Genomic DNA, 18,244 nt, shown 5'->3' with positions numbered 1-18,244 from the left:
GAGTTTACCTTGCGCTTTTTGGTTTGTGGTGCGGGCCTTAAGGGATTACTGATAAACCTCGTTGCAATATAAGAAGTAAGCAATGTTAGCGATAATGAGTTAAATGTAACTTTCTTATACCTTCAAGAATTAATGTGACGACCGCAAGCAAAATAGCTATGTACGTAAGCCAATCCTTTTGGTTGATAGTCTCGCCTAAAAGAATCGCCACTATTAATAGCAGCACAGGCTCAACATAAACGAGTAAACCAAAAAGGCTTAAATTTAAATAGGGGGCAGATAGGGATTGAAACGAAAGCGCTAGAGCACTAATCCCCCCAAGGCCTACTACTAAATAAAGCAATGTTAAATTTACGGTTAACTCCGTGACAACTTGTCCATTGGCAAAGATAAAATAACAGGCTATAGGAAGGCTCAAGAGCATATCAACCCATGTGCAACCAATGTTATTAGTGTTGGTTTTTTTTCGTAGCCAAAAATAAATAGGGTAACCTATGCATACAACCCAAACCGGCCACAAAAATGATTGAGAAACAATTAATAGATTTAAAATAGCTATGAGAGCAAATAAACATGCTACTTTTTGATGCGGGGTTAAACGCTCTTGAAAAGCAAGCCGTCCGATAATTACCATAGTAATTGGCATGATAAAGTAGCCTAATGAAACCGCTAAACCATATCCATTTACGGGTGCCCACATGAATAGCCATAATTGTACACCAACTAAAAAAGATGAAAGGAGCCGTGTTAGCCAAAAATACTTTTCATATCGCACCCTCGTATATATGCCCAGTACTAGTGGCCAGTAACCTTTTAGTAGAATAAAAACAGTTAAAAATGGCACCGTAAATAAAACTCGCCAACCATATGTTTCTTGACCTTGAAGTTCATTTAACAGTGAAGTGTAAGCAAACATTAGTGCAAAAAGTGCTGATGAAATTATATTTAAAGTAACTCCCAATGAAGTTTTAGTAGAGTTTTGCATAGTCGGTATATAGAAGAGATTAGGTGTGTATATTTTATTTCAATACCATTGATAAATGGGCTCTAAAAAAGTACTGTTTGCGAGAAAATTTATCACCTTGAGATATTATGAAACTAGATCGCTATGACTATGCGCTTTTAGAATTAGTCCAGAAAGATTGCCAAACTCCACTTCGAAAACTGGCTGAAGCGGTACATCTATCAACCGCCTCGGTGCAGCGCCGTATCCATAAACTCAGGGGAAGTGGTTATATTGTATCAAATGTGGCGATTTTAGACCCAGATAAGCTAAATCAAGTTATCACTATTTTAGTAGAAGTGGAGGTTAACAGGACACATATTTCTGAGCTTGAGCTACTAAAGCAACGTTTTTCAGGTCCTGAAGTGCAGCAATGCTATTATGTTACGGGTGCAGCTGATTTTGTACTGATATTAGTTGTGCCTAATATGCAGCGCTTTCAAGAGATTTGTGATAAGTTTTTTCATGAGAACGATAATATCAAATCATTTAGAACCACCGTTGTACTAGAACGCGTTAAATCGAGTTTAAATGTGCTTTAAATACACTTGTGGTGACAATCCATTATTTTATGATGGAATGATTAATATTTTTGAATAACTGACTCAAAATATTTTTGTTCAGATAGTGGATGAAAATCTGCAATTGCCTAGCGTATAACCCAAGTGGTTTATAAAACCACTTGGGTTATAGCAATTGAGTGTTTAGCGGATAATCATTTGCTCACGCTCAGGGCCTACAGACACCATACTTACAGGTACTCCCATCAGTGCTTCGATGCGTTCTACATAATGCTGCGCTGCAGCAGGCAGACTGTCGAAGGTACGACAACCGGTAATATCTTCATCCCACGCTGGCATGCTTTCATAGATTGGCGTTAAAGCCGCTGTTTGTGGCCAAATAGGGTTTTCGCTGTGATCGCCTGCATAACCAACGCAGATTTTTAAATCTTTCATGCCAGATAGGCAATCAATTTTGGTTAAAGCGATTTCAGTGGCTGCTTGTAATTCAACACCGTTACGGGTGGCAACTGCATCAAAATAACCCATATCACGTGGGCGGCCAGTCACTGCGCCATATTCGTTCGCGCTTTCACGAAAATTGTCTTGCTCTGCCATGGCGGTAACGAGTGTACCTGTACCAACAGATGAGCTAAATGATTTAGCCACAGCGATAACACGCTCAGGGCGCAAAGCTGGCAGCCCGCTGCCAATTCCTGCATAGGCAGCAGTCACGTTTGATGATGTAGTATACGGGTATTCGCCGTAAACTAAATCGCGGCCTGCGCCTAGTTGCGCTTCAAACAATAAGTTGGCATCTTGCTTTTGCAGTGCTTTTAAAGGCTCTGTTACATTACAAATAAATTCACGCCAAGGAGCGCTGACAGCTAATAACCACTCAGTCATTTGTTCAGCTGTTTGTGAAAAATCACAGCTTGGGTAAAGGGCTTTTAGCTGTGGCATTTTCCAATCCAGCATAAATTGAATACGCTCTAATAAAACGTCTGGCTGATTTAACCAGCCTACTAAAATGCCTTTTTTCATTACTCGGTCGCCGTATGCAGGTGCAATTCCTTGACGAGTAGAGCCGTAAGCAGCATCGCCTAAGCGCACTTCTTCGAGGGTATCTTCAAGGGCGTGTAATGGTAAGCATAACGTTGCACGATCAGAAATACATAATTTTACATCAACACCGGCGGCGTTAACTTCGGCTATTTCTTCGCTTAATGCGCCAGGGCTTATCACCATGCCTGGGCCTAGTACTGCAATACAATCAGGATTAAAAATACCGCTTGGTAATTGGTGTAGTTTAAACGTACCAAAGTCATTCACAACGGTATGTCCGGCGTTATTACCACCTTGAAAGCGAATGCTAGCAGATGCGTTCTCAGCTAGAAAATCGACGATACGGCCTTTGCCTTCATCACCCCAGTTTGCACCTACAACAACAATTGACGGCATAGTTTAATCTCCAAATTGATTGAACGAATATGGTATGCGCTCTATTAAAATAAGAGAAATTAATTATAATTATTATCTTGATAAGAATTTCATATCGATTTCACACCATTAAGGTCATAAAGATGCTAGATATTCACTGGTTAAAAACTTTTGTCACATTGGCTGAGTTAAAGCACTTTGGTAAAACAGCCAATGCGCTGCATATGACACAGCCAAATGTTAGCTTGCATATTAAGCAGTTAGAAAAAACGACACGGGTTAAACTGATAGAACGTAATCCTTTTAGTTTGACCCAAGCGGGTTTACGGCTATTAGAGTCTGGACAAAAAACCTTATGGGAATTACAGGTTTGCCAATCTGACTTAAATGCGATTAATGATCTCAGCCAAGGCACACTGACAATTGCCGCCAGTGATATAATTTCTCGTTTATTGTTGATTGAGCCTTTTCAGCTTTTTAAGCGCCAGTTTCCTGGCATTGACTTTACTTTGCTCAATACAACGTCTTCGCAAGCGTCAGCATTGGTTAAAAGTGCTGAAGCTGATTTAGGGTTTGTGATTGCCCAAAAAGAAAGTGAGCCGCTGCATTTTACGCAATTACAGCAGATAAAATGGTGTGCATTAGGTAATCATTTAAAGTTATGGCAGCAGGCCAAAAACGATAACAATGTTACATTGACTGAGCCGCCAACATTAATCTTACTCGGCCATGATACGCGAACCCGAGACTTGCTCGATAGTGCCTTGCCATCTTTAAACTTACCAAATTACCGGGTGATGGAAGTGGGCAGTGTCGATGCGCAAATTGATTGGGCTGAAGCGGGGTTTGGCGTTGCCATCGTGCCAGAGTTTTCCCTGCGCAGTAAAGCAAATCTAACTACTACAGTGACCGCATTACCGCAATTTCCAACTACCAGTTTAGGTTATATAGTGAGGCAAAATCAGGTACTTTCAAAAGCGATAAAGCAATTACTACATTGGGTAAATGAAGAAATCTCCCGTACTCATCTTGCATAGTATTTATATGTTAACTGTACGGCTATGTACTTTGTGATTCAGTTATTTTTATGTGTAAGGGTTTTTACCTTCAGCTACTAGTACACAAAAAATCCGTAAATCTAATTCGAGTTGATGGTAGCTTGGCTCCATGTGGCAGCACAGGGCGTAAAAGCTTTTGTTGTGGTCTTTTTCCTTAAAGTGGGCGAGTTCGTGTACTACTAAAGCTTTGAGTAATTCCTCTGGTGCACGCAGTAAATCACTGTTGATGGCTAAATCGTGCTTGCGGGTTTTACCTTGCATACGATACGTATGAGTACCTAGCGCGTTAGTGACCATATCGCCTTGTTTTTTAAACGCGGCGCGGCCAAACGGTGGCGCATTTTTTAAATAGCGCTTTTTAAGCTCAGTGGCGTATGCGTATAACGACTTGTCACTGGTAATATTATGGGAGCTTGGGTATTTTTTAGTTAAATACGCGCCGTGTTTATCATTTTCAATAAGCTGCATTACTTGCGTTACAATTTGCTCTGGATAGCCGCTAAAATAGCGTTTAAAATCACTCATTCAATACTTCTTTGTAGTTAATTAATTTTCAACGCGAGTCAAAAAAGGCTGGCTTGACTGGCTTCTTTTTCACCAGTGAAAGGGTTTAGCACGGGGTGCTGGTAACCTAAATCTTGGCAAAACTCGCGTGCTAATAATGGTGCTTGGCGGTTATCTGCAGTATGAAAAAATACATACGGGTGCTTACCCTCATCAAGCCATTGTTTTACTTTTTTAAGCCACGGTTGGTAATAGCTTTTATAGTCATGATCTAAATCGGCAATCACAAAGCGGGCCATAGGTTGATTGCCTGTTGCAATGGCATGCACGGGTAAATGGGGCTTTTTTTGTTGGGCATCGATGAGTGCTTCAGTGTTCGGCTTAACTGCAAATAATGCGCGGGTGTCCATTGAGATACGGTTGACATTGTTTGCTATTAATAGCTGATTAAAGGCAATTTCGGCTGCGCCTTTCTTAAAAAATTCGGGGTGGCGAACTTCAACGCCGTAGTTTAAACCTGTCGGGAGCTTGGCAATAAACTGTGCTAATAACGGCAGTTGTTTGGGGCTAAAACTACTTGGTAGCTGCAACATGATTTGCCCAACATGAGACAATATTGGCTCGAATAAATTAAACCATTCAGTGAGTTCGTCATCGATATGAGTAAGCTGTAATTCATGACTAAAGCGTCGATGGAATTTAAAAGTAAATTTAAAGTCATTGCCGACAGCATCACGCCAGCGATTTAATGATTCAACACTAGGATCGGCATAAAAGCTGGTATTGCCTTCGACTGAATTAAACACCTGTGCGTATTCGTGCAACATATCGGCATTTTTGCAGTGACTTGATAATAAATTGCCTTTCCACGCGGTACTTGACCACTGCGGACACCCTAAATACAACATAAAACGGTTAACTGATTGTGTGTTTTGGCTAGTATACCAAATCTATAAATTGAAAGCATAGTAGCTGCTGCCGAGCTCGCATTTTCAAGTAACTTGGGTATAATGCTCCCCCTAAAATGATTTATAAATAGTGGCTTATTCTCCCTCAAAAACAGCAATTCTTAGGGGAAGCGGCTATTCGTCTTTACACTGACAGGAAAACTATGCGCTCTATATACTGCGGACAGCTAAATAAAACTCACGTAGATCAAGAAGTTGAACTATGTGGTTGGATCAACAAACGACGTGACCTTGGTGGACTTATCTTTGTCGATTTACGCGATAGAGAAGGTTTAGTACAAGTTGTATTCGATCCTGAAGTTGAAGGCTTAATGGATACCGCGAATACATTACGTCAAGAATTTTGCGTACAATTAAAAGGTGTAGTTCGCGCACGTCCTGACAGCCAAATCAACAAAGATATGGCAACGGGTGAAGTTGAAATTTTAGGCACAGGCCTTACTATCATCAACCGTTCAGAGCCGTTGCCACTTGATTTTAATCAGGTAAACTCTGAAGAGCGTCGCTTAAAATATCGTTACTTAGACCTTCGTCGTTTAGAAATGAGTGACCGTATTAAACTACGCGCTAAAGCTAGCAGCTTTGTGCGTCGTTTCTTAGATGAAAATAATTTCTTAGATATCGAAACGCCAGTACTTACAAAAGCTACCCCAGAAGGAGCGCGCGATTATTTAGTACCGAGCCGTGTTCACAAAGGCAGTTTTTACGCATTACCGCAGTCTCCGCAGTTGTTTAAGCAATTGTTGATGATGTCGGGTTTTGACCGTTACTACCAAATTGTTAAATGTTTCCGTGATGAAGATTTACGTGCTGACCGTCAGCCTGAGTTTACTCAAATCGATATAGAGACCTCGTTCATGAGCTCTGCTCAGGTACGTGGTATCACAGAAAAAATGATCCGCGAAATGTGGCAGCAATTGCTAGACGTGGATTTAGGCGAGTTCCCAATCATGCCTTACGCTGAGGCAATGAGCTTGTATGGTTCTGATAAGCCAGATTTACGTAACCCAATGACATTAATTGACGTTGCCGATTTAGTGAAAGACGTCGAGTTTAAAGTTTTTTCTGGTCCTGCCAATGATGAAAAAGGCCGTGTTGCTGTATTAACAGTACCAGGCGGTGCATCACTTTCGCGTAAGCAACTAGATGACTACACTAAATTCATCGGTATTTATGGCGCGAAAGGGCTTGCGTGGATGAAAGTAAACGACCGCGGTGCAGGCGCTGAAGGCGTGCAATCGCCAATCGCTAAGTTCTTAAATGAAGAGGTGATCAACGAACTTCTTGCACGCACTAACGCACAAACTGGCGACATCATTTTATTCGGTGCTGATAAACGCAACACAGTAAACGAAGCTATGGGCGCGCTACGTATTAAGATTGGCCTTGATTTAGAGATCACTAATCTAAATAGCTGGGCTCCACTTTGGGTTGTTGACTTCCCAATGTTTGAAGAAGACGACGAAGGTACATTGCATGCTGTTCATCACCCATTTACAGCACCAAAAGATGTAAATGCAAGCGAACTTGAAGCAAACCCAGCAGCGGCTATTTCAGATGCATACGATATGGTACTAAATGGCTACGAAGTAGGTGGTGGTTCGGTACGTATTCATAATACAGATATGCAAGAAGCAGCGTTTAGAATCCTAGGTATTGATGCACAAGAGCAGCAAGACAAGTTTGGTTTCTTACTTGAAGCGTTAAAATACGGTACGCCACCACATGCTGGTTTAGCGTTCGGTTTAGACCGTTTAGCAATGCTACTGTGTGGTACTGATAATATTCGTGACGTGATTGCTTTCCCTAAAACAACCCAAGCGTCGTGTTTGTTAACTAACGCACCAAGTAAAGCAAATGCAGATTCGCTTACAGAGCTTGCTATTAGTGTTGTTGAAAAAGCTGAAAAATCAGCAGAATAAGTGATTAATTAGCACTTAATCTTACTATTGATTTAAAACCCTTAAGTGTAGGCTTAAGGGTTTTTTTTATGGTGTAATCAAAATGGTTTAATAAAAATATATTAAGGATAGTAAATGAGTATTAGTGCAACTTTGCTTGGTGAGTTCTTGGCTTTGATATTTATAGTATGCATCCCATTTTTTACGTGGATAAGTTATCGCCTTGGTAAAAGAAAAACAACAACACCGGTTATTGTTGCTGTAATTGGTGGGCTATTAGCGATTATTCCTATTTTTGGGTTGATCTATATCGCAGTTCTTGCTTTGAAAAACGATTTAGAGGTTAAGCATTCGAGTGTTTAAAGAGTTCGATTATTTCGATCAGCAATTTTCAAAATGTGTTGCCAGCGCGCAGCGCTTTAGTGACATTGAGTTTGAACAGTGCCAGTTTATTGAATGTGATTTTAGTCATAGTCAATTTAGTAATTGTCGTTTTATTGAGTGTGAATTTATTAACTGTAATTTAAGCGATTTAAATTGGGGTTATAGTTCGTTAGAAGAAGTCAGCTTTGTTGATTGTAAGCTCAACAGTATTCAATGGGCGCAGGTAAATTGGCCACAATTGTCACTTACTTCATCGGTGAGTTTTAAAAATTGCCAACTTAGTCATAGCTCGTTTTATGAGTTACAGTTAAAAGGCTTGATCATGACGGACTGTTTTGCCAAAGATGTTGATTTTAGACAGGCTAATTTAGCTACCAGTGATTTTAGTAACACTGATTTTAGAGATAGCCTGTTTCAGCAAACAAACTTGAGTAAAGTAAACTTTGTCGGTGCGATGCATTTTAATATTGATATTAAAAATAATAATGTTAGCCGGGCTAAGTTTGAGCGCTTTGCAGCGTTAAACTTACTCAGCGGACTAGATATCGAGCTGGTGGATTAGCCGTTATGACACGGCTAATCTAATGCTTAATTAGCAGGCAGGGCCATTTTTATTTCGTGCGCTGGCAAGTGCGCGGGCAATTTCAAGTAATGCAGGGGAAATATCACTGGCGCCATCTTTGATGAGTTTTGATACATCACCTGATGAATACAAACTATCGCGTGGTGATTTAATGCCTAATTCACGCACAAAATCTTTAGTCTTGCCGGTGCTGCCTGTTTCGATAAATTTGAAAATAATACGCTCGTTATTATTTTTTGGCTCTGTTTCTAGCGTTTTGATTTCATCTTGATACGCTTCAATTCTGCTTTGTAAAATATCGATACGCTGTTCGATGCTGTTGTATGATTTCATGGATAGGTTCTTTTCTAAATAGACGTTAGGACAATACGACTATTATCGCATAAATTTATAATAATTATTTTTTTCTTTAAAACTCTTCTGCTGTTTTAGGTACCTCGTTTTATTGCAATTAATATTCAAAAGCTTAAAGTACTTTATAATTTAAATAAAATAAGTCGAGCAAATTAATGCCACTACCTTTTAAGTACCTTGTGAGCTTCTTCTTTCTCATAGTCAGTGCCGTCGCCAGTTCCGCAACAAACAGCGAAATGATTGTTGATAAAGCGCGTGACCGCGCGATCCCGATCAGTATTTCATTACCAGCATATAACGAGCATTGTAGCCAACAAACAAAATGCCCTGTGGTATTTATTAATGCCGGATATGGTATTGCGCATACTGACTATCAGTTTGCGGCTGATATATTTACAGCTAAGGGCTATTTAACCATTGCTGTAGCCCATGAATTAGACAGCGATCCTGCGCTCAACCGCACGCCACCTTATATGGCCACTCGTATGGAAAACTGGCATCGTGGTGTGGTCACTCTTAAATTTTTAGTGACCGAGTTGAGCCCTCGCTACCCAGAGTATGATTTTACGCGGTTAACGTTATTTGGCCATTCTAATGGCGGTGATATAGCCGCGCTTTACGCGGCGATTTATCCTAAGCAAGTGAGTCAAATTATTACGCTTGATCATCGGCGTATGTTGTTACCTCGCAATAAAAACATTCGGGTTTTAACGCTTCGTGGCAGTGATTACCCTGCGGATAATCAGGTATTACTCAATGAAGATGAATTAGCACAGTATCCGGTTACGCAGATTTCGATAGAGAACTCACGCCATAATGATATGTATGATGGTGGGCCTGCTGATTTAATAAATGAAGTGAAAAAAAATATAAAAGAGTTTTTATTATATTAAGCATCTAATGAAGAGATAAGTGTTGTTTAAAAGGAGCAAATTAACAATGAAATATTTTTTGCAAGGAAGCATAATTTTTTTACTTTTAATTATGTTGATGCCTTCTTATGCAGAAGTAAGGGAGGCTGATTCAACAGCGGGATTACATGTAACAATTGATGTAAAACCTAATGGCAATCTAATAGTCACTGAGCAGTTTGATATAACGGCCGGTGGTTATATATTCAAGCATGGTATTTATAGACGAATCCCATTATTACTTGAGGGCCGTTATGGTGGTGAATATTTAGCTGGCTTCAAGATGCTAAGTGCTCAGTTAAATAATACATCAATACCTTATCAAGCAACCATTTCAAATGGCAACGCAATCATAAAAGTAGGTGATCCTAAAAAAGAGTTAGATTATGGGCCTGCTAGCTTTATTATTACTTATCAACTATCAGATGAAATTCGGTTTTTTGAAAATTATGATGAGTTATATTTTAATGCCATTCCTCATCAATGGGCAACTTCAATAGAGAAGTCAATGGTTGTAGTTAACCTACCAGAACAAACCAGCGTCCTAAAGTACAAAGCCTATACCGGCTCTTACACAGAGAAAGAAGATAATTATATTGTTGATAATCCAGTACAAAATCAATTTAGGTTTACTGCTACGCAAGACTTAGGTTTAGGGGAGGGGATGACAATTGTTCTCGCGCTTCCTAAAGATATAATAGATCAACCTTCGGTATTTTATTTTATATTTTTACTGGATTTTTTAGAGTGGATTTTGCTTATCACGTTTTCGGGTACGGTGGGTGGTTTTGTTTATTGGTCTTGGCGTAAGGTTGGTATATATCCAGATGAAAATGTCGATACTCCAGATATTACTGATGTGCCCAGTGAAATTAGCCCTGCAATAATTAATTACATATTAAACCACGCAATTTTTTCAAATAGTACAATGAGAGATTTAACTTCTGCCAGCACTCACTTAGCTATTAAAGGCTATCTAGGCATAAAATATGAATACCTCCCCTCTGATAGTGGTATTAAAGAAGGTTCATTTTATACCCATACATTAACATTATCACTTAAGACAAACCTACCAAACACTCCTTTACCAAAAAATGAACAATGTATTCTCGATTGGGTTATTAAACAGGGTGGGAGTTACCAAGTTAGCCGTGAAAATAGAAAGAAAAATCGAGAACTCTTTAAACTTTTTTCTAGTGCGATTAGCAAAGACTTAAAAGCGACAAGTATTTTTACGTGGAATATTAAATACACACTTTTTACTGTTGCTCTGTCGTCGGTATTTGTTAGCTTACAATTGATATTTGGCGTTTCAGATTGGACTGATATTCTGTGGGGGCCGCTTGTTATTCTTATGACTGCTCCCGTGTGCATTATATGGTTGGCTATTTACGAAAGTATTTTTGAGGACACTGATGGGAATGTTGAGCCACAGTGGGAAAAAAAGTGCTTACTTATATGTATTACTTGGCTTCCTTGGATGTGGCTTCTTTGTAGTTTTGTACCCTTGTTGTCGATCTCGATGGCTTTTTTATTGTTACTTAGTATAACTGCATTATCTTTAAATCGCGGCCCCTCCCAATACGGGAAGCCATTACTGGTAAGTTCAATGCAAATACGGAAATATATATCCGCTAAAAAACTGCCTGAAGACGATCTATTGCTCACTGAAACTGAATATGAGAAATTTTTACCGTATGCAATTTCGCTGGATTTGCATGATGAATGGTGTGCTCGATTTGATAATGTTCTTAGGTTTAAAAGAGGACAATTTAGAAAACAAAAAAGACGTAAAAAGAAGAAAATTTCAGAATCTCTCAATCCTTATAGATATACACCGATGTGGTTTTCAGGTGGTTTTTCTGACCAGACAGAATTTCTTAATTGTGTAGATGGAATGAGTTATTCAGCTTTGGGAAACTCAAGTGTTTCATCCTCTATGTCGAGTTCAGGCTTCTCCAGTAGTGGCGGTTTTTCTGGCGGAGGAGGAGGTGGAGGTGGCGGAGGTGGTTGGTAGGCAAATGATAAAAACACCAAATTTCAGGTGTATAAATCAAATGCCTAAGCGGGAAGTTTGTTGTTAATCAACCAACTCACTTACAATCAGTGGGTTGTTATGCAGGGTTTTATGCACAGGGCATTTGTCGGCAATTTCTAATAGGCGCTGGCGCTGAGCGTCACTCAAATCGCCCACCAGGGTGATTTTACGAGTGATGGCTTCGAGTTTGTCGGTTTGCTCGCAGTTATCGCAATCGGCGTGATAATCACGGCTGTGGTCCAGTTCTACCTTTACGTGTTCAAGTGGCAAGTTTTTACGACTTGCATACATACGTAAAGTCATCGCTGTGCATGCACCAAGTCCAGCAAGTAAGTGGTGATAAGGGTCTGGGCCTAAATTATTACCGCCAACACTTAGTGGTTCATCAGCCAGCCAAGTATGATCCTTGGTACTTACATGCTGAGTAAAGACATGATCTTTCTCTTCAACTAATACATTGCCGCTGCTAAGTTTGGCACTGTACTGGTTTTTATCAAAATCCACATAACGTTTTGCCCATGATGCTATAACGTCTGCTGCGTAGTCAGCATCGTCTTTGTTAGTGAGTAAGTGGTCGGCGTTATCCAGGCTAATAAAGCTTTTTGGATGTTTAGCAGCGGCGTAAATTTTTTCAGCTTCGTTAATACTTACTGAGGCATCAATAGGGGAGTGCATTACTAACAATGCTCGCTTTAATTTACTGATATGGCTGCGGTCGTAATTGGCAATGTCGTCCACAAACTGTTTTTTAATGGTAAATTCTCGCCCTGCTAAATTTACCTTGGCTTCGCCCTTGCTATTAATTTCATCAAGATGAGCGGCAAAGTTATGCGCTACATGTTGCGCATCTGATGGTGCGCCTATGGTGGTAATGGCTTGTACTTCAGCAATGTGTTCGGCAGCTGCAAGTACCGCTGCGCCCCCTAAACTATGACCAATTAATAATTGTGGCGCTTTAAAGTGTTCACGTAAGTGATCTGCCGCGGCAATTAAATCTTGGATATTTGATGAGAAATTACTGTTGGCAAAATCACCATCGCTATTACCAAGGCCAGTAAAATCAAAGCGTAATACCGCAATACCTTGTTGAGTGAGTGCTCGGCTAATTCGACTTGCTGCGGCGATATCTTTACCACAGGTAAAACAATGGGCAAACAAGGCATAAAATTTAATATCACTGGCGGGTGTTTCAAGCTGACCGGCGAGTGTTAAATCACCACTTTTGAACGAAATTTTTTGGCGCATAGGTTACCTTTGCTTAATGAAAGAGGTTAGTGAAGAGTAGACCATTAAAGTGCGTTTATAATTACAGTTGTTTTAGCGTTTTATCCACAATAGCAACATTTTGATTTGCATCAAGTAATAAACGCTTACCCAGCTAAAGAGGACATAAGTCCTTATGTTTTTTTGCCCGTTTTATTATGCTCGCGAAGCGCTACAATGGAGCAACTGCTATGATTAGCAAAGGCTTTTAACAACTTAATTCATTGGATACGAACATGCAATTACCTACCGTTGATTATAAAGCGAGCGATGCGGCCGCTCAATTTGTTGAGTCTCTTAGAAATACGGGCTTTGGTGTATTAAAAAACCACCCAATTCCACAGTCTCTTGTTGAATCAATTTATAAAAATTGGCAGGATTTTTTTAATTCTGAACAAAAACATGAATTCTTATTCTCTAAAGACACTCAAGATGGCTACTTTCCGCCTTCGGTATCAGAAGTTGCAAAAGGCTTTACAGTTAAAGACATTAAAGAATACTTTCATGTTTATCCAAAAGGCCGTGTACCAGCGCAGTTAGAAGCAGATATTCGCGAATATTATCGTTTAGCCAATGAGTTTGCTGCGACATTGTTAAGCTGGGTGCAAGCTGAAGCACCAGCGGATGTGCGTGCTAAGTTTTCTATCGATTTAAAAGATATGATTGCTGATTCAGAGCAAACATTATTACGTATATTACATTACCCGCCGATGACAGGTGATGAAGAACCTGGTGCTATTCGTGCTGCTGCACATGGTGATATTAATTTATTAACGGTATTACCTGCTTCAAATGAGCCAGGCTTGCAAGTACAAAAAACAGATGGCGGTTGGTTAGATGTGCCATGCGATTTTGGCAGTTTAATTATTAACATTGGCGACATGTTGCAAGAAGCGTCAGGTGGTTATTTTCCGTCGACTATTCACCGTGTTATTAACCCTACTGGCAAAGCGTCATCTAAGTCACGTATTTCGTTGCCGTTATTTTTGCACCCGCGTCCAGATGTGGTGTTATCAGCGCGTTATACTGCTGACAGTTACTTACAAGAGCGTCTGCGTGAGTTAGGTGTTAAATAGCATCACTCAAGTGATGATAGCTTTTCAACAGCGGCCACAGTGCCGCTTTTTTGTTTTTTTAAGGTTGTGTTTTTTTAGTGAGTTATAGTGTGATGTGGCTAGTTAAATTTGGCTGACGCTATTTCAAACGTGAATATACCATGCATTATTGCGTACGATCGGTATAATGCGCCATTGGCCGATTGGGCCTTAAAATTATTGAGAGAAAATATGAGTTTTGATGGGTTAGGTTTATCACAGTCTTTAGTTAATGCGGTTTTAGAAAAGGGCTATGAAACGCCAACACCAATTCAGGCTCAAGCCATTCCAGCGATCATTGAAGGTCGTGATGTTATGGCTGCAGCGCAAACTGGTACAGGTAAAACAGCGGGTTTCACTTTACCGTTAATTGAGCGCTTATCAACAGGCCAAAAAGCCAAGGTTAACCAAGTTCGTGCTTTAATTTTAACTCCAACCCGTGAGCTGGCATTACAAGTAAGCGAGAATGTTGAAGAGTATGCTAAGCATTCTAATATCAGTTCTTTTGTTGTGTACGGTGGTGTTAAAATTAATCCGCAAATGATGCGTTTACGCAAAGGTGTAGATATTTTAGTTGCCACTCCGGGTCGTTTAATGGATTTGCATAACCAAAATGCCTTGAAGTTCGATAACCTCGAAGTGTTGGTGCTTGATGAAGCTGATCGTATGCTTGATATGGGCTTTATTCATGACATTAAACGTATCATCAGCAAGTTACCTGCTAAACGTCAAAACTTGATGTTCTCAGCGACGTTCTCAGACGATATTAGAGCGCTTGCGAAAGGGCTTATTAATGATCCGGTCGAAATTTCAGTCGCTGCAAAAAATACCACGGCAAAAAGTGTTACCCAATGCGTTTATGCGGTAGATAAAGCACGTAAAACCGCCTTGTTAAGTCATTTAATTCGTACTAATGATTGGCAACAAGTGTTGGTATTTAGCCGCACTAAACATGGTGCAAACCGTTTAGTAAAGCAGTTAGAGCGCGATGATATTGTTGGCGCTGCAATTCATGGTAATAAATCTCAAGGCGCGCGTGTTAAAGCGCTTGAAGGCTTTAAAAGTGGCGAAGTACGCGTACTTGTGGCAACGGATATTGTTGCCCGTGGTTTAGACATTGTTGAACTGCCACATGTAGTTAACTATGATTTGCCTAATGTGTATGAAGATTATGTGCATCGTATTGGTCGTACCGGCCGTGCGGGTGCATCTGGCGACGCAATTTCATTTGTAACACCGGAAGATGCTGATGACTTATACGGTATTGAACGTTTTATCGGTGAATTGATCCCACGTGCAAAAGAAGCTGGTTTTGAGCCAACAAAAGGAGTGCCTGAAAGAGAGCTTGATGCACGACCTATCAAACCTAAAAAGCCTAAAAAAGCGGGTCAGCCTTTTTCTAAACCTAAGTCTGATAGCAAAAAGCCAAATAATAACGGCGGTAATGGCACCGGCCCACGCCGTGGTGGCTCAGGCAAAAAACCTGCTGCTAAAGCCGCTGGTGAGCAAACACAAAACCCATGGGCTAAGCGTCAATCTGTTGGTGGCAGTGGTCAACGTCGTCGCTCTGGTAATGATGGCGCGAGTAACACGTAATAATATTTTGATAAAAAACGCGCCTAAGCTGGCGCGTTTTTTTATGCTTTTTATTTCTATAATGCTTTAAGATAATTAACTGCTAAGCCAATAAATAAGGTGACGGTGACACTTAAAAGTGTACCGAGCATGACATATTCGGTGAGTTTTTTATCTTTACTGGCACGTAAGTCGCCAAAGCGAAATACCGATTTTGCTGCTAATAAAAAGCCAACGCCAGCCAACTGATCTAGCAAAATAAATGTAAGCATTAATACTCGTTCAAGCATGCCAATACTTTGCCCCGCTGCTGGTAAACTTCCTGTGGAGCTAAACCCGGTAGTGAGACGCTCTAACATCATACGAATGAACACAGCACTGGGACTCAATACCAGTAAATAGCCACATAGCACCCATAATGTAGTGGGGGCTATCAGCCATTGCCAAATGCTGGTAATAAATTCACTGTTGTCGCTCAACCACACACTCAGTAGTAGTATCACGACAAGATGAGCAAGATGAGCAAGTTGATCAATGATAAATGGCACAACCCCTTTGTTTGAATATGATTTTGCTAAATCAATTAAGTAGTGGGTCACGATAACAATAGCTGTGGCAATACCGATACGCGAGAGCTCTTGCCAGCCAAAACTAAACTCCCACCAGCTGACAATTGCTGCTGTAGTTAGGCCGTGCACTAGCACATGCAAGTACAGTTTTTTAGCACGAAAGTGACGTGTATTACGGTTATTAACCCAACTCATTGGCTGCCAATAAAAATCAGCTAAAATATGACCGATAAATAATGCAACTAATAACAACATAAAACTCATTTTTTTACTCCTATCACGGCATTAGCAATGGCCTGCTCTGCATAGTCTAAAAAACGCTCGATCAACTGATAATGTGCAAGATTAAGTAACTTGGTCACATTCTCACGACTGGTTTTTAATTGTTTAGCAAGTTCACTATGTTGATTGTTTTCTGCGGTTAAATAGACATATAAGGCATTCGCTTGTTTGTGTGTCATTTTGCTCAGGAGCACGTCAATAAAAGCTAGATTAAGGGTTAAGCCATCATTTTTGAGTTCATCAATACTGCTAAGAGTAAAGCGTTGGTTATGGATTTCGTCAAGACCGCGCCCCGATAATGTAAATGCAGAGCCTGTTGCTGTTTTAATATCGGCTCTAGCATTATCTATTTCACCAATGGCAAGGCTTTGGCGAATTTCATAGCCGGTGGCTTTAAGATGTAAGTAAAGCAGCACTGCGACACGGCATACTTGGGGTGGTTGATTTATTTGCACCTGAAAAGCATCGCCTCGATAAATAATACTTTGTCCTAGATGGCGTTGAGTAATTGCTCGCAAACTTTGGTCGAGCTGGTAGAGCATCGCATCGTAGTCGTGCTTTGGAATATGTTGTGATTTGATCACATCACCGCTGATCACCGCAATCATAAATGTCCTTGATTTAAGTTACATAAAGAAAAGTAACCAATTTTGGTTACATGATTCAATGTAACTAATTTAGGTTACTTGTAAGCTAAATGCAAGGGCTTGAAATTAATCAGGGTATGCTACAGTAGTGTGATTAATTTAAAAGGGATAACGCATGAGTCAAGAAATACATAGTACAACGGCGAAAAAGCCGAGAGTGGGGATTTTTGTCGATGTCCAAAATATTTATTACACCTGTCGAGAGAGCTACCGAAAAAACTTTGATTACAATGCCTTTTGGGCAAAAATCAGTGATGACTATGATATAGACTGCGCGATTGCATATGCAATTTATCGCGGGGACGAAAAGCAATCTCAATTTCAAAATATTCTTCGTGCGATTGGTTTTGAGGTAAAGCTAAAACCATTTATTCAGCGTAAAGATGGCAGCGCAAAAGGCGATTGGGACGTCGGCATCACCATCGACATGCTAGAACAAGGTAAAAACCTCGACAAAGTTATTTTACTCTCCGGCGACGGGGATTTTGCCTTATTGCTGGGTCATTTACAGCATCATTATAATGTACCGTGTGACGTCTATGGCGCTGATAGACTGACGGCTGATGCATTAAAACAAAGTGCGGCACAGTTTTTTTGCATTGATGATTCCCTGTTACTTTGAAACTAATGTATTAAAAATATAACATTATGTTAAAAATATTTGACATGGTGCGAGCTCACTCTTATATTCATTAATGTTAAGTATACTTAACATAAAATTTATTTTTATAAGGGGGGGATATGAGTTATACACAAAAATCGCGGTTACTTGAGATGTGCATAACGATGGTTGTGTTGTTTAATTACTTGCAGTCAGTATTATCAATGACGCCAGAAGCTCAGATGGATCCGTTATTAGCAAGTGGCTTGTTGATATCACTTACGATACAAACCGTTGTAATGCTTATTGTGATGCACATTATCTTAGCGATATTTAATACTAAATATGCGGATCAAGCGAAAGATGAACGCGAACAGGCTATTGCCTTAAAAGCAAAAAGTGTTGCACTACTTATTTTACAATTAGGCGTTGTGAACGCGGTGTTTGCAATGCTGATTGACCCACATTTTGGGTTTGCAATTAGTCCGGTTCACCAGTTAGTAATCGCAGCGTTGGTGAGCGAGATAATCGGCACTGGGGCCGAAGCTTGGCTATTATATAGAGGTTAG

The 18,244-nt window shown here is 40.1% G+C and carries 19 protein-coding genes; 11 read left to right on the top strand and 8 right to left on the bottom strand.

Going from position 1 to position 18,244, the window contains the following annotated elements; all coding sequences use genetic code 11:
- Window positions 1-85: 85 nt before the first annotated feature.
- Window positions 86-985, bottom strand: coding sequence for an EamA family transporter RarD (gene rarD, locus FW757_RS14395; protein ID WP_182717959.1), 900 nt, complete (start codon window positions 983-985; stop codon window positions 86-88).
- A 107-nt stretch (window positions 986-1,092) separates the two neighbouring features.
- Here rarD and FW757_RS14390 point away from each other — a divergent pair, with 107 nt between their 5' ends.
- A complete protein-coding gene (locus tag FW757_RS14390) occupies window positions 1,093-1,545 on the top strand; it encodes an Lrp/AsnC family transcriptional regulator (protein WP_182740037.1) in 453 nt (150 codons plus the stop codon).
- A 162-nt stretch (window positions 1,546-1,707) separates the two neighbouring features.
- Here FW757_RS14390 and FW757_RS14385 read toward each other — a convergent pair whose 3' ends face one another.
- Window positions 1,708-2,964 carry an adenylosuccinate synthase gene (locus FW757_RS14385; protein ID WP_182717960.1) on the bottom strand — a complete coding sequence of 419 codons (1,257 nt, stop codon included), beginning with the start codon at window positions 2,962-2,964 and terminating at the stop codon, window positions 1,708-1,710.
- A gap of 122 nt (window positions 2,965-3,086) precedes the next feature.
- On the opposite strand from FW757_RS14385, the gene FW757_RS14380 reads away from it, so the two are divergent.
- The gene (locus FW757_RS14380) at window positions 3,087-3,980 is read left to right on the top strand and encodes a LysR family transcriptional regulator (RefSeq protein ID WP_145242350.1); all 894 of its coding nucleotides are present in this window, start codon (window positions 3,087-3,089) and stop codon (window positions 3,978-3,980) included.
- A 48-nt stretch (window positions 3,981-4,028) separates the two neighbouring features.
- Here FW757_RS14380 and FW757_RS14375 read toward each other — a convergent pair whose 3' ends face one another.
- Window positions 4,029-4,526 (bottom strand): M48 metallopeptidase family protein, encoded by a 498-nt coding sequence (locus FW757_RS14375; protein WP_149982946.1) that lies wholly within the window; start codon window positions 4,524-4,526, stop codon window positions 4,029-4,031.
- A gap of 38 nt (window positions 4,527-4,564) precedes the next feature.
- Window positions 4,565-5,413, bottom strand: a complete 849-nt coding sequence (locus FW757_RS14370; RefSeq protein ID WP_182717961.1) for a DUF72 domain-containing protein — start codon at window positions 5,411-5,413, stop codon at window positions 4,565-4,567.
- Window positions 5,414-5,616: 203 nt separating this feature from the next.
- Here FW757_RS14370 and aspS point away from each other — a divergent pair, with 203 nt between their 5' ends.
- The 3 genes from aspS (at window position 5,617) to FW757_RS14355 (ending at window position 8,320) form a co-directional block, all read left to right on the top strand.
- A complete protein-coding gene (gene aspS, locus FW757_RS14365; RefSeq protein WP_145242380.1) occupies window positions 5,617-7,395 on the top strand; it encodes an aspartate--tRNA ligase in 1,779 nt (592 codons plus the stop codon).
- Between the two features lie 114 nt (window positions 7,396-7,509).
- Window positions 7,510-7,737, top strand: coding sequence for a hypothetical protein (locus tag FW757_RS14360; RefSeq protein WP_149982948.1), 228 nt, complete (start codon window positions 7,510-7,512; stop codon window positions 7,735-7,737).
- Window positions 7,730-8,320, top strand: coding sequence for a pentapeptide repeat-containing protein (locus FW757_RS14355; protein WP_149982949.1), 591 nt, complete (start codon window positions 7,730-7,732; stop codon window positions 8,318-8,320). The genes FW757_RS14360 and FW757_RS14355 overlap by 8 nt, the downstream gene beginning before the upstream one ends.
- Before the next feature lie 30 nt (window positions 8,321-8,350).
- Here the strand turns inward: FW757_RS14355 and FW757_RS14350 are convergent, their stop codons facing one another.
- Window positions 8,351-8,674 (bottom strand): hypothetical protein, encoded by a 324-nt coding sequence (locus FW757_RS14350; protein ID WP_182717963.1) that lies wholly within the window; start codon window positions 8,672-8,674, stop codon window positions 8,351-8,353.
- Window positions 8,675-8,850: 176 nt separating this feature from the next.
- On the opposite strand from FW757_RS14350, the gene FW757_RS14345 reads away from it, so the two are divergent.
- Window positions 8,851-9,588, top strand: coding sequence for an alpha/beta hydrolase (locus tag FW757_RS14345; protein ID WP_182717964.1), 738 nt, complete (start codon window positions 8,851-8,853; stop codon window positions 9,586-9,588).
- A gap of 46 nt (window positions 9,589-9,634) precedes the next feature.
- Complete coding sequence (locus FW757_RS14340; RefSeq protein ID WP_182717965.1) at window positions 9,635-11,623, top strand: DUF2207 domain-containing protein; 1,989 nt, start codon at window positions 9,635-9,637, stop codon at window positions 11,621-11,623.
- A 63-nt stretch (window positions 11,624-11,686) separates the two neighbouring features.
- Here FW757_RS14340 and FW757_RS14335 read toward each other — a convergent pair whose 3' ends face one another.
- Complete coding sequence (locus tag FW757_RS14335) at window positions 11,687-12,889, bottom strand: bifunctional alpha/beta hydrolase/OsmC family protein (RefSeq protein WP_446441363.1); 1,203 nt, start codon at window positions 12,887-12,889, stop codon at window positions 11,687-11,689.
- Window positions 12,890-13,143: 254 nt separating this feature from the next.
- Here FW757_RS14335 and FW757_RS14330 point away from each other — a divergent pair, with 254 nt between their 5' ends.
- Complete coding sequence (locus FW757_RS14330) at window positions 13,144-13,983, top strand: isopenicillin N synthase family dioxygenase (protein ID WP_145242335.1); 840 nt, start codon at window positions 13,144-13,146, stop codon at window positions 13,981-13,983.
- 210 nt (window positions 13,984-14,193) lie between these two features.
- Window positions 14,194-15,597, top strand: a complete 1,404-nt coding sequence (locus tag FW757_RS14325) for a DEAD/DEAH box helicase (RefSeq protein ID WP_182761634.1) — start codon at window positions 14,194-14,196, stop codon at window positions 15,595-15,597.
- A 56-nt stretch (window positions 15,598-15,653) separates the two neighbouring features.
- Here FW757_RS14325 and FW757_RS14320 read toward each other — a convergent pair whose 3' ends face one another.
- Complete coding sequence (locus tag FW757_RS14320; RefSeq protein WP_446441362.1) at window positions 15,654-16,409, bottom strand: DUF3307 domain-containing protein; 756 nt, start codon at window positions 16,407-16,409, stop codon at window positions 15,654-15,656.
- A complete protein-coding gene (locus tag FW757_RS14315; RefSeq protein WP_145242329.1) occupies window positions 16,406-17,035 on the bottom strand; it encodes a hypothetical protein in 630 nt (209 codons plus the stop codon). The genes FW757_RS14320 and FW757_RS14315 overlap by 4 nt, the downstream gene beginning before the upstream one ends.
- A gap of 154 nt (window positions 17,036-17,189) precedes the next feature.
- Between FW757_RS14315 and FW757_RS14310 the strand changes: the two genes are divergently transcribed.
- A complete protein-coding gene (locus FW757_RS14310; protein ID WP_179959226.1) occupies window positions 17,190-17,696 on the top strand; it encodes a LabA-like NYN domain-containing protein in 507 nt (168 codons plus the stop codon).
- A 119-nt stretch (window positions 17,697-17,815) separates the two neighbouring features.
- Window positions 17,816-18,244 (top strand): hypothetical protein, encoded by a 429-nt coding sequence (locus FW757_RS14305; RefSeq protein ID WP_182794486.1) that lies wholly within the window; start codon window positions 17,816-17,818, stop codon window positions 18,242-18,244.

Source organism: Pseudoalteromonas sp. 1181_04 (genome assembly GCF_052850545.1).
Note: the sequence above shows the minus strand (reverse complement) of the source record. Positions and strands in the feature narration are given on the sequence as shown.